At 34.5% G+C, this 12,752-nt stretch carries 15 protein-coding genes; 13 read left to right on the plus strand and 2 right to left on the minus strand.

From position 1 onward, the window contains the following. From KDK67_RS09455 to KDK67_RS09470, 5 genes are all read left to right on the plus strand, one after another. A partial coding sequence (locus KDK67_RS09455) for an RNA-guided endonuclease InsQ/TnpB family protein (RefSeq protein ID WP_250868544.1) occupies window positions 1-293 on the plus strand: 293 nt, incomplete at its 5' end. Window positions 294-383: 90 nt separating this feature from the next. Continuing rightward, complete coding sequence (locus tag KDK67_RS09460) at window positions 384-1,421, plus strand: YbgA family protein (RefSeq protein WP_250868545.1); 1,038 nt, start codon at window positions 384-386, stop codon at window positions 1,419-1,421. Window positions 1,422-1,723: 302 nt separating this feature from the next. Beyond that, complete coding sequence (locus KDK67_RS09465; RefSeq protein ID WP_250868546.1) at window positions 1,724-1,990, plus strand: DUF3303 domain-containing protein; 267 nt, start codon at window positions 1,724-1,726, stop codon at window positions 1,988-1,990. Then, window positions 1,987-2,094 (plus strand): fasciclin domain-containing protein, encoded by a 108-nt coding sequence (locus KDK67_RS14570; RefSeq protein WP_420846939.1) that lies wholly within the window; start codon window positions 1,987-1,989, stop codon window positions 2,092-2,094. Before KDK67_RS09465 ends, KDK67_RS14570 begins: the two co-directional genes overlap by 4 nt. A 59-nt stretch (window positions 2,095-2,153) precedes the next feature. After that, window positions 2,154-2,420: a DUF3303 domain-containing protein gene (locus tag KDK67_RS09470; protein ID WP_250868547.1), complete on the plus strand. Its 267-nt coding sequence runs from the start codon at window positions 2,154-2,156 to the stop codon at window positions 2,418-2,420. Window positions 2,421-2,430: 10 nt separating this feature from the next. Here KDK67_RS09470 and KDK67_RS09475 read toward each other — a convergent pair whose 3' ends face one another. Beyond that, entirely contained in the window at window positions 2,431-3,033 is a 603-nt protein-coding gene (locus KDK67_RS09475) for a hypothetical protein (protein ID WP_250868548.1), read from the minus strand. A gap of 482 nt (window positions 3,034-3,515) precedes the next feature. Between KDK67_RS09475 and KDK67_RS09480 the strand changes: the two genes are divergently transcribed. The 8 genes from KDK67_RS09480 to KDK67_RS09515 all read left to right on the plus strand — a co-directional run bounded on the left by KDK67_RS09480 (window position 3,516) and on the right by KDK67_RS09515 (window position 11,916). Then, the gene (locus KDK67_RS09480; RefSeq protein WP_250868549.1) at window positions 3,516-4,043 is read left to right on the plus strand and encodes a hypothetical protein; all 528 of its coding nucleotides are present in this window, start codon (window positions 3,516-3,518) and stop codon (window positions 4,041-4,043) included. A gap of 9 nt (window positions 4,044-4,052) precedes the next feature. Beyond that, on the plus strand, window positions 4,053-5,597 hold the full coding sequence (locus KDK67_RS09485; RefSeq protein ID WP_250868550.1) for a glycosyltransferase family 39 protein: 1,545 nt from the start codon (window positions 4,053-4,055) through the stop codon (window positions 5,595-5,597). A 369-nt stretch (window positions 5,598-5,966) separates the two neighbouring features. After that, a complete protein-coding gene (locus KDK67_RS09490) occupies window positions 5,967-6,902 on the plus strand; it encodes an SDR family oxidoreductase (RefSeq protein ID WP_250868551.1) in 936 nt (311 codons plus the stop codon). Window positions 6,903-6,912: 10 nt separating this feature from the next. Continuing rightward, window positions 6,913-7,911 (plus strand): glycosyltransferase family 2 protein, encoded by a 999-nt coding sequence (locus KDK67_RS09495; protein WP_250868552.1) that lies wholly within the window; start codon window positions 6,913-6,915, stop codon window positions 7,909-7,911. Beyond that, window positions 7,908-9,023, plus strand: a complete 1,116-nt coding sequence (locus KDK67_RS09500) for a glycosyltransferase family 4 protein (protein WP_250868553.1) — start codon at window positions 7,908-7,910, stop codon at window positions 9,021-9,023. Before KDK67_RS09495 ends, KDK67_RS09500 begins: the two co-directional genes overlap by 4 nt. Window positions 9,024-9,038: 15 nt before the next feature. Further along, window positions 9,039-9,377 carry a hypothetical protein gene (locus KDK67_RS09505; protein WP_250868554.1) on the plus strand — a complete coding sequence of 113 codons (339 nt, stop codon included), beginning with the start codon at window positions 9,039-9,041 and terminating at the stop codon, window positions 9,375-9,377. Window positions 9,378-9,403: 26 nt separating this feature from the next. Further along, window positions 9,404-10,330 carry a glycosyltransferase family 2 protein gene (locus KDK67_RS09510; protein WP_250868555.1) on the plus strand — a complete coding sequence of 309 codons (927 nt, stop codon included), beginning with the start codon at window positions 9,404-9,406 and terminating at the stop codon, window positions 10,328-10,330. 95 nt (window positions 10,331-10,425) lie between these two features. Continuing rightward, window positions 10,426-11,916, plus strand: coding sequence for a capsular polysaccharide export protein, LipB/KpsS family (locus tag KDK67_RS09515; protein WP_250868556.1), 1,491 nt, complete (start codon window positions 10,426-10,428; stop codon window positions 11,914-11,916). Between the two features lie 87 nt (window positions 11,917-12,003). On the opposite strand, the gene KDK67_RS09520 is transcribed toward KDK67_RS09515, so the two are convergent. Then, window positions 12,004-12,747 carry a TIM barrel protein gene (locus KDK67_RS09520; RefSeq protein WP_250868557.1) on the minus strand — a complete coding sequence of 248 codons (744 nt, stop codon included), beginning with the start codon at window positions 12,745-12,747 and terminating at the stop codon, window positions 12,004-12,006. Window positions 12,748-12,752: the final 5 nt, after the last annotated feature.

The raw sequence follows: 12,752 nt of genomic DNA on the forward strand, positions 1-12,752 counted from the left end.
AAGATCTGAATATTAAAGACATGGTTCAGAACAACCATCTCGCAAAGAGCATAATGGATGTTGCATGGAGGATGCTAATAGACACTATCAAGAATAAGGCAGAATGTGCTAGTTCAAAGGTAGTATTGGTCAATCCTGCATACACTTCCCAGATGTGTTCAAGGTGTGGAACTATTGTCAAAAAGGAATTGAAAGACCGAATACATAAATGTAATTGTTGTAATCTTGAAATGGATAGGGATTTCAATGCATCTATCAATATACTGAGATTGGGTCTACAATCTCTTGGCTGAAAAACCATAGAAGCCCACGAACTTTAGTCGTGGGAGTAGTCACGAGCATGAATTAGTGTTTTTATCTTACATCAGTTAATTGGGGGAAAGATGGTGCAATATGAGATCCCTGAGTATCCTTACGCAAAGCCTCGAGTAGTCGTAAGTAAATGCCTGGAGTTTGAAAATGTGCGCTATGATGGAAGTGTCATTCATTGCCAGACAGTTCGTGATATGATGCCATTTGCAGATTTTATTACAGTTTGTCCGGAAGTGGAAATTGGACTTGGGGTTCCACGTGATTCTATGAGGATAGTACTTGTAGATGGGAAAAAAAGATTAATTCAACCAATAACACAGAATGATCTAACAGAAAAGATGGATAACTTCACCGACACATTCCTGAAAGAACTTCCCCAGGTTGATGGTTTCATATTTAAATCCGGATCCCCCACCATTGGGATGCGGGATATCAAGATCTACTCCGATAAAGTGAAAGGATTAGTGGTCGATCGTGGTAATGGTTTTTTTGCAGAGAAGATACTTCGTGACTACATTGACTACCCGATGGAAGAAGATGATCGGCTGAAAAACAACATCATAAGGCACCATTTCATTACAAAACTTTTTGCTTTTGCAGATCTTAGGAAAGTAAAAGAATCAGGTTCAATTGAAAATTTGGAACAATTCCATCAGTATAATCACTATCTTTTCCGCCTATATAGTCATAATCTCTCTTTAAAACTGGATGAGGTGGTTGAAAATAAGAGTTCTTTAAAATTCGATGCGATCTTGAAAGAATACGAAAGAATAATGCCACATATTTTTTCCAGAGAACCGAAGTCGAATGAATTTATAGATGTTGCAAATGAAACATTCCTAAATATAGTCTCTTCCTTGAACATTGTTGAAGAGAAATACCTGGCTCAGGTCATAAAAAAATATACTGATAATCAATTGACATGCGATGCATTACTTGAGATCCTTAAGTTTTATGTTATGCGTTTTAGTGACTCGAAAAAAGAATATTCCAGATTGTTCTTCCCATATCCGGAAGAATTGAAAACGGAATCAGACCCTGAAAGGGATCGGGATTTCTGGGCTAATTTCCCGATCGCATCCGAGCAATCCAAAGTCCATTTGCACTAAAGGAATTGTCTTGGTTATATTAGCTCATGACCCTACCTTAAAGGCTTCTTTTTAGATTTAATTTAAAATAAATATAGTTTGGTAAGAATCGATAGTAAGCTATATATGAGATAAAGATTGAACTTAACATGCATAATTTATTTGGTGGTCGGGGGACACAGATGAAAATGCTAAAAGGACGATCAGCTGTGCTTTTAGTAATTAGGCGATCTGTAGAAACTGTCCAGGGAAGATCAATTACTTTTGATACCAGAGATGGTTTAAAAGTAAATGATCGATAAATTAAAAGTGGGGAAATGAAAATGTTATACATGGAAATAAGTACATGGGAACCAGAGAAACGTGATCTCATACTTGAACACTTAAAAGAACTGAAGATGCCTCCAGGAATAAAGGTACACAATCAATGGGTCGATCTCACAGGAGGAAGATATTTTATCCTGTATGAATGTGAGGATGCAGAGGCTTTTGCAGCATTCAACCTCCCATGGTCAGATGTGTGCTACATTGAAACTGTCCCTGTAATGAAATCAACCGAGTTCATATCACTGATGAGCAGAAAAAGCTGAGATCCGCGAGATGGTCAAAAGTAAATAATGCAAATGTAATCCAGGACGATATTGAAGCCAGTAATGGAGTAATGAACATCATTAAAACAGTAATGATACCATGAGATCCTTTTGGATCTAATTTTATGGTATAATTGATCAATTAAAAGTGGGGGTAATGAATATGTTATATATGGAAATCAGTACTTGGGAACCAGAGAGTCGTGATCTCATACTTGAACACTTTAAAGAAATAAAAATGCCTGCAGGGATAAAGGTCCACGATCAATGGGTCGATCTCACTGGAGGTAGATATTTTATTTTATATGAGTGCGACGATGCAGAGGCTTTTGCAACATTCAACCTCCCATGGTCGGATGTGTGCTACATTGAAACTGTTCCTGTAATGGGATCAACCGAGTTCATGTCAATAATGAGCAAAAAGGAATGAATCTCCTGTTTCAGGGGATTATTTTTATTTCTTTTTCTTCCCGTCCTAAGAATAAGTTAATGGGTCCAACAGGGAATGCTTTTGTTGGATATCCGTAAACAAAATTGCCTTCACTGTCTGAAACGATTGTTTGTGAAGATTTGATCTTCAATAGAACATTTTCTACACTTTCAGTTTCTCCATTTATGACTATATCATAGTTTCCTGAAGGAACATCTTTGTCAATGTATACTGCCCGTCCATTTTCAGCTTCTCTGTACTGCTTAAAAGGTATAAGCATTCGGACCGTGAAGGTCATATTCTTGACCTTATATGCCTCGACCTGGAATTCATTTGGTATTGAATTTATCGCGACGTCATCGAACCTGTGTTCATACTTTTTATCTTTAACAGGAATTGAGACCTCGAAATTAACATCCAATTTTATACTTTTATCAGGTTTAGTTTTACCTGAGATTATTAGCTCCTCACCTTGCTTTAATTGAATCGCAGATACATCCCATTCAATTAGATCTCCATGAGATATTTCGGGAACTGGTCTATGGAATAATGAATTTATTTTTTTGATGATCGTAAGGAATAGATTATAATCGTCTTTGATCGTGATGATCACCCCATGTTCTCTACTGATAACCATAAGTAGCTAAGGTCATAATGTTCTGCCTTTATAACTAAATGAATTTGTGGCTTTATATACTGATCTCCCTTCAATTTTCAGGAGATGTATCCGAAGGATATCCGAAAAGGTTAGACAAGGTTGTAATTACTTCTGGTCCCACCAAATTCCCCCATTGGCCTATACAAATATATTAAGATGGATACTATTTAGATTTATTTAGAAGTTGTCATTTTGAGCTTCTTAGCCTTATTTGGAGGCTGTCTTAAAGTTTGGTGTTGGCATAATATTTAGTTGCTCGGAGTTTACCAAAAAGGACTACTATCGATTCAAAATATGCCAAGCTTGCTGTCATTTTTAAGATTTAAAACCCCCATAAGTCATGCACATTCATATGTGACTGATAATAGTTCAACGCCAATACATTACAACCCCATAAAACCAGAATCTTTATAAGGTTTCATTGGCTACAGAAACGTGTGAAAACGATCGATGCTTCAGCAATAAAATTAATTATTCTTGAAAGCTTTATCATGTTCTTTGCTGTTGCTGTTATCATAACAGTTTATCTTCAACTGAATCCTTTTGTATTTCCCGGACTCCAAACCAAGATCAACTGGTTCTTTGCATTATATATGTTGCTTTTGGCATCAGCTTACTATGCTGAGATCATACGGTACTCTATTAGTGGAATAATTATTCCTGTTAAACATGCTACCTTTTATGGCATACCATTTAGTAAAAATGTGGCAAGATCATTGGAAATTATATATGAAGAAGTAGACATGTCCTACAAGAAGAGTACTGAATTTGAATTAATAAAAATTGGTGCAAATAATGTATTTCAATTAATGTTAATAATTTTTTGCATGCTGTTAGTCATCAAAGAAATAAATACTAACTTGATAGAATCGACGATTATCAGATATTTGATGAGTATTTTGATAATTTTCGGTGCAGCTACAGTGTTGATAAGTAGATTTGAAAACTCTAATGTTAATTATTAAATCAAGATCATGACACTTAAACAAAAAAGAAGTGGGGTTGACCGAGCAGAGTTAAAAGTAGCTCTATTGATCGGCATGATCACTGTAGTGGGTTTTTTGCTTCGATTTTATCATCTCGGAGATCAATCATTATGGCTCGATGAAGCGATATCATCCAATGCTGCAGCAGCACTTTTGCAATACGATTCACCTGTATTTCCTTCGGGACATATCTATGGCCGGGCAATTTTGAACACATATCTGATTGCATTATCATACAATATCTTTGGAGTGAGTGAATTTGCAGGAAGACTTCCCAGTGTTATATTTGGCACGTTGACAATACCAATTGTATACTTCATAGGTGCAAAACTGGAAAATAGAAATGTTGGAATTCTAGCTTCGATATTTATAGCATTTTCTGTTTGGGAAATAATGTGGTCACGTCAAGCCCGCATGTATCAACAGCTACAGTTCTTCTACTTAGCTTCAATACTATTGATCTACGAGTTTAATAATAATAGAACAACCAAGAATTTCGTTTTGCTCGTAATATGCATATTGGGTGCTATGTCAAGTCACTTATTTGGTTACGTGCTCATTCCTATGGCTTTAATTTACTTCCTTATCGGAAATATTGACATTGCTAAAAGGATACAGATAGAATCCATAGATATACGACCTGTGGTTTTGTCATTAGCGATTTTATTGGTACTGATATTTGCTACAGATCTTACTCGGGTTATATCCCAAGTCTTCAATACAAGATATGATTATTTTGGATCTTATATTTATTTTTTAGAGGACTGGGTTCCTTTGTTCTTCTATTTAGCCCCTCTTGGAGCAGTTATGGCTTTTGAGAAAAGACCAGGGTTGGGAACACTCTTGATATTGTCTTACATGATCCCTTTTTATTTTATCTCATTTCATGTTAAACTTCTTGGATTTAGATATCTATATTTCATATTTCCGATATTAGTTGTATTTTCGTCTTTGTTGATCATAAAGTTGACAGAGCATAAAAAGGAACAACTTTTGCCGAAGTTGCGATTCCCGAATACAAAGGTTTTAATTAATTCAGCAATCATAATTCTGTTGTTGTTAGCATCAGTAGCTCAATTTCAATTAACTCCTGAGGATAATTACAAATTGGAACCTAGGACCCCACAGGCAGAGTTCAAAGAGGCCTACAATACTATCAAAACAAACATGGGTCCTGATGATGCAATTATGGCTGGCTGGACACCACTTGCACAATATTATATTGGAAAATGTGATTACTGGCTGGCATTTCCCATAACCGGGACAGGAATTGATGATTTCCTAATAAATAATACTCAATATGATGTTTATGCTAATGCAACAGCAATTAGGGACGTGCGGGCATTGGAAGATGTAATAAATGCTCATACTCAAGGCTGGATCGTTGTGGATGACATGACACAAAGAGGTATAAGACCTGAAATGAGATCTTATTTATCGAATGATACTATCTTTAAAGTGGAAAGTTATGATTCTCTCAAAGTTTATAGGTGGAACCTATCACTCTACGATGAAATAGAGAATAGCAATTAACTTATGACGACAAGGTAACGATTATTATTTAATTTGCTTTATTACATGAGCCACAAAACCCAATTGTACAATATGTAGTGTTTTTATTTTGAAATTTATTATTGGATCCCAAGTTTGACAGTTCTATTTTTTTAGCCTTTTTGAATTTGACAGTTGTTACTAAATTAAAGATTTATGGTAACTAATGTTATTTAAAAACTATAATTTGTGATATGTTCTTATTTTAGTTGTAGATTGGGCAAATATGATGGAAAATAAGCAAAATATCACCAAAATTAGCATTAATTTTTATAAACTGTCAAATTCTGGTTGGATAATTATAGAGAATATAAACACATTTAAATAATATATTATATATCTTAGGACGTTATGCGGAGTATAGTTACAGGGGGAGCTGGATTTATCGGATCACATCTGTGTGATCAGTTGCTGGATATGGGTACGGTCGTATGCCTGGACAATTTTGATCCATACTATGATCCACAGGTTAAACGAAAGAATATCGAACCATTCATGGATAATCCTGATTTTGAACTTGTGGAGGGCAATATACTGGATAAACAGTTGCTTTGTGAGCTGTTTGAAGATGTGGATTACGTATTCCATAATGCAGCACAGGCGGGAGTAAGAATATCAGTAGATAATCCATCTAAATCGCATACTGCAAATGCCACAGGTACATTGAACGTACTCGAAGCTGCTGTGAATTCGGGAGTACATAAGGTGATCAATGCATCTTCATCTTCGGTCTATGGAAAGGTCTCATATCTACCGTTCGATGAGATCCATCCGAATGTACCGGTATCCCCATATGGTGCATCGAAACTTATTGCTGAACATTACTGCCGTGTCTTCAATGAGCTCCATGACCTTGATACTATAGCCCTCAGGTACTTCACTGTCTTCGGCCCCAGGATGAGACCGGATCTGGCGATCAACATTTTTACTAAAAAAGCCCTTAAAAACGAAACCATCGAGATCTTTGGGGATGGAAATAAGACAAGGGATTTCACATTCATTGATAATATCGTCGATGCAAACATACGTGCAATGAAAAACGGCATAGGTGAGTATAACATCGGTGGTGGGGAGCGTATCAGCATCCGTGAGCTTGCAGAGAAGATCGTCTCCATCACGGACAGTGAATCTGAGATCATCTACGGTGAATCTGTGAAAGGGGATGCTGAACACACATGGTCTGATGTCAGCAAAGCTTCCAGGGACCTCGGATACAGCCCGAAGATAGGTCTGGAAGAGGGATTGAAGCGATACGTGCAGTGGTATATTGAATCCACTGATCAATGAGGTGATCTAAATGCAAGTGAATACTATTTTAGAGACTGCTGCAAATAATGGAGACGCGGAGGATAATCTTATTGATATATCGATCGTGATCCCCTTACTCGATGAGGAAGAGAATATACAACCTCTTGTGGAGGCGCTTGAGAACGCTCTTGATAATTACGACAGGACGTACGAGGTCATATTCGTCGATGACGGTAGTACGGACGGTACGTTCACAGAATTAAAAGCCGCCCACGAGAAGAATCCGCACATCAAGATCATCAAGTTCAGGAAGAACTTTGGCCAGAGTGCATCCATGAAGGCAGGTTTCGACCATGCAATAGGGGATATCGTGATCAGTATGGATGGCGACCTGCAGAACGACCCCGCAGACATCCCACGGCTGGTGGAAGTGCTCGAAACCGAACAGTGCGATGTGGTCTGCGGCTGGCGAGCCGACCGAAAAGATCCCCTTTCCAAGACGATCACATCCAAGTTCGCCAACCTGCTCAGACGAAGTATAACCAGTGAGTTCATCCATGATTCAGGTTGCACCCTTAGAGCATACCGTAACGAATGCGTAAAGGATCTGGAACTGTACGGTGAGATCCACAGATACATCCCTGCCATGCTGCTCTGGAAAGGCTACTCCATAGAAGAAGCAAAAGTAAAACACCACCCACGAGCCCATGGTGTTACCAAGTACAACTGGAAAAGAGTGGTCAAGGGATTCCTGGACCTTATAGTGATCAGTTTCTGGCAGAAATACTCAGTCAGACCGATCCATGTGTTCGGAGGAGCAGGATTGATCTCTAGTTTTGCCGGCGTCCTGCTAGGAGGCTGGCTGGGCATCCAGAGGTTGTTCTTTGGGATGAGCCTTTCTGATCGTCCTCTGTTCCTGCTAGCGATATTATTGATCATGGTCGGGGTGCAGTTGATCGTGTCTGGAATTCTGGCTGATATCATGCTCAAGATCTACTATGGGGGAGAAGGAAGGAAGAACTATCTGGTCGAGAGGTTGATCGAATGAGAATTTTGATGCTGAACTATGAGTATCCACCTTTGGGAGGTGGAGCTTCTCCAGTGACTAAATCACTATCTGAAGAATTAGTTAGATTGGGGCATACCGTTGATGTGGTTACCATGGGCTACAAAGAGTTGAAGCCGAAAGAAGATATTAATGGTGTAACTGTATATAGAGTCCCAAGCATTAGAAAAAAACTAGAAGTATGTCAAACACATGAGATGCTTTCTTATTGTATTTCTGCATATCGATTTTTGCCAAAATTATTGGAAACTAATCAATATGACATCGTCCATACTCATTTTATTATTCCAACAGGTGTTCTTTCATATTTAAGTAGAAAAAGTATCCCTTACATTATCACTTCACATGGAAGTGATGTTCCGGGTTATAACCCAGATAGATTTGGGCTACAACACAAATTGCTTAAACCACTTTGGAATACAATTGTAAAAAATGCAGCGTGTATCACCAGTCCGACCAATTATCATAAAAATTTGATTTTAGAAAATATCACTAATAAAGAACATTGGAATAAAGTCAAAGTAATTCCCAATGGTATTCATCCTGGAAATTTTGTTCCAAAAAATAAAGAAAGAAAAATCTTAGTTGTAACTAGATTATTTGAAAGAAAAGGTGTCCAATATGTCATTGAGGCTATGAAAGATATCAAGAATTATAGTTTAGTGATATGTGGTGATGGTCCTTATAAAAAACAGTTGGAAATGCAAATTAGTAGGCTGAATGTTGACAATATTGATTTATTAGGTTATGTTAGCTATGATCGATTGAAACATGAATATGAAACATCCTCTATATTCGTATTTCCCTCATCTTCTGAGAGCTTCGGTTTAGTTTTGCTGGAGGCAATGTCTGCTGGCTGTGCGACAATAACAAGTAATGCTACAGGATGTCCTGAAGTGGTAGGAGACACTGCGTTGCTGATTAGAACAAAAAATTCAGAAGACATTAGGAAAGCTTTAGTTAAACTGATCAATGATGATCAACTTAGAATTGAACTTGGACTCAAAGCAAAAAAAAGAGTCGAAGATAGTTTTACTTGGAAAAAGATTGCTAAACAGTATTTGAGTGTTTATGAAGATGTAATCCATGAATAAAATAATAGACAAAAGATGTTTGACCTTATTTTCCAAAAGAAATCATCAGCAATCTTTGATTCCAATTCCACTGAAACATTTGGTGGTGCAACCGCTCAGATGTTTTTGCTTGCGAAAGAGCTCGGAAACTATATTGGTTTTGATGTAAGTTCTATAGTGGTTGATTTTGGCCGAAAAGATGGCAAAAATGGATATTTGATTAAATATGATGATGTTGATGGTTTGGCAAATCGGATAAATAAAATAGAAAAGGACACCCCTACTAAAGATATTTTTTCAAAGTACAATAGGGAAATGATTTGTATATTTGATCACGAAAATATTTGTAGGAAATATTTGGAGGAATTTATATAAATAACAAAGAAATTCCCCTAGTTAGTGTGATAATTCCAACATATAATCGGGCGGATATTATAGAAAGGACTATTAATTCAGTTTTAAATCAAACATATATCAATTGGGAATTAATAATAATTGATGATGGCTCTACGGACAATACCAAACAAGTAGTTAGACGATTTATAAATAATAAAAAAATAAAATATTATAAAATTAATAATTCAGGTGTATGTTATGCTAGAAATTTTGGTCTAGATAAAGCAAAAGGGGAGTACATATCCTTATTAGATTCAGATGATGAATATACACCAGATAGAATCGGAAAACAATTGGAATATATGATGAATGATAATGTTTTTTTCTCGTTATCTAATAAACATGTAGTTTTTGAGGAGGATGAATTTAAAAATTTGAAAGTGGAATGTACAAATAACTATATTGTTGATACGTTATGGTTGATTAAAAATAACAACCGATCAGCTACATTAATGATGTTCAATAGAGAAATTTTAAAAGAATGCAAATTTGATGAAGATTTACCCTCATACAATGATATTGATTTTTTATTAAGAGTTAGAAAATACTATGAAATATTATATATTCCTGAAAAATTAAATGCTATACATAAATCATCTACTCGTGATAGAATTTCAAACAATCCTGATATGAAAATAAAGGGCTGTGAAATTGTTTACAAAAAAAACACTTCTAATTACTACAATTTAAATTTTGAAGAAAACAGGTTATTATTTAAAGAAATTTTGAAGCATTTGACTTTATTTAATTTTTTAAAAGGAAATAATAAGGAAGGTAAGTGCCGACTGGATGAATATATTTACTATGAAAATAGTAAAATCGAGCAGCATAAATTAAAATTGGTATATATATTTTCTTTAAATGGTACATTATTTAAAACATTTCTTTTAGCTTCTAGACTTTTGTGGAAATATGGATTGATAAAAGTTTAAAGAGACTTCTCAATTAGAAAGGAAATAATTAATTTGATAAATTGATTTTATCTAAGAGCAACTACTTTTAGATTAGCAGAAGGAGTTTAGAGCACATGTATAAAAATCCTTACTTCAAACGTAAGAAACCCCCTGAAGATGATGTGAAATTTTATAATTACTCGATTGGATTCCTTGAATCATCTTCTTTTGCAATATATGAATCATTAATAACAAAACGTAAAAGTAGTTTTATGTATTGTTTATTTAAACTATTACTAAACTATTGTGAATCAATGTTTTTAAAGTTGCATATGGATAAAAAAAACAGAAAAGATGTCCTTTTCTTTCCTTTTAGTGGAAATCATTATGCAGAATTTAAACCTTTGTTTAAAAATATAAACGATATTAAATATGGACTAGTATTAAATAAAACGAAGTCTGAAAATTTTATCTACAAAATCATTTTTAAAAAAAGATTGTCTCTCTATAAATATAAAGACGAACTTCAAAAAAATAAGCAAGTAATGTCCTTATATTCATACACTTCATTTAAAATAATTTGCAGATCATTTTTTATATTTATATCCACATATTTAAAATTATTTTCCCAAAAACAGAAAATATATAATTATTTAAAATATAATCTTGACAATTCATCATATGATAACAAAAAAATTAAATCGATTATTAATTATATTGTTTGCGAATTTTCCTATAATCTAGCATTAGTCCCTTTTATTGAGAAATGTATGGAAGATAATGATTCTAAAGTTATTGTAGTTAGCAACGAATTTAATTATTATGGACGACTTCTTATAGAAGTGGCGAAGGGGAAAAATATAAAAACGGTCAATATACCTCATTCTATGATTACTTCTGTCCCTTGCTATTGGATCTCTAACTCAGATAAATTAGTTTTACAAGGAAACCATGATAGAAATTACTTGTTAGATAAAGGTTATATTCGTTCTGAACAGTTGGTTGTTACGGGGCGATCAACAATTGATGAAAAATTACTTAAAACATATTCTAAAGATGAAATTAAAAAACATTTTAGTATTCCCTCTCATAAAAAAGTAATTTGTTTAGCAACACAACCTTTTAATGATCATGTGAGAAAAGATTTTGTGCTTGATGTTTTTTCTGCATTAGAAGAAAATGCAAATGAGACTTTTATTATTATAAAGTTGCATCCCAATGAGGATATAGATTATTATAATTCCCTTTTAAAAGAAGATAAATTAGAGAAATTGAACTATCTGATTATAAGAGATTATGACTTATATGCAATTTTAAGCATTAGTGACATTCTAATAACGATTTCTTCAAATGTAGCTGCAGAAGCCTTGTTTAAGAAAGTACCTGCAATATCTTATAATAAATGCAATTTTTCTGGTCAAACATATGTAACGAATGGTTATGTTAAAGAATCAAAAAACACCATTTCACTAAAAAACGATATAAATCAATTGCTTTATAATTCTGTAGAAAGAACAAAAAATTTGAAGTTAGCTGAAGAATATACTCAACATATGAATTATAAATTAGATGGTAAAGCTAGTGAAAGAATTATTTCTGTAATTAAATCTTTAATGTATAAATGATTTTTTTATTTGTTGTAAAAAGTATCACAGGCTGTCTAAGTTTATATGTCTTTAATTTGTCTTATAATTTTTTCAATATCAAAATCCTTATAAGATATGTCTTCTGAGCAGTCTTAAATTCTTGAGATCATCATCAAATGATTTGAGGTTTGATCTTGGTGTTTCGAGTGTTACATTTTTGTTAGGTGTAGATTCAATACATTTCATCAAAAATTCAGAATCATATTTCCCCTCTCCAATTGCAAGATGTTCATCTTTTTCATAATTTAAATTTCCATCTGAAATATGGAACATCAATGGATTCAATTTTAAAAAATCCTTAATAAACAACTTATAATCCAATTTTAAGCTTACTGCAGCTTTTACAGCATGATTCAAATCCAAGCAAAGTCCGAACTTCGATCCCATTAATCTTTCAATTTGTTCAGGAGAATAGCCTACCATTTGTTCATCAAACAATCCGACCTTGGGCATATTCTCAATCAAAACCCTATCATCTTCAATCAAACTTAAAAAATCCATTGCATCATCGATTAATCCAAATCCGGGATGAAGGATAAGATATTTGGCATCTAATTGATCTGCCCACTGGATACAATCATCTATTATTTTTAGGTTGAAATCTTCTTTTTGTTTGTCTGCAATGTTAAGTCCATGTCTTTCTGTTGTGATATGAATGACATACGGTATTTCATAGGACAAAAAAGGTGTTATGTCGGTATTTGGAATTGGGGTCAACTCGACGTACTGAAAAACATCTTGTTTGATCAAATCCGCCGCTTTTTGCATTACGTCCTGGTTAGTTGACCAGAGTTTTAATCCGAATCTCATGTTGA

Source organism: Methanococcoides seepicolus (genome assembly GCF_023684405.1).
Classification (GTDB): domain Archaea; phylum Halobacteriota; class Methanosarcinia; order Methanosarcinales; family Methanosarcinaceae; genus Methanococcoides; species Methanococcoides seepicolus.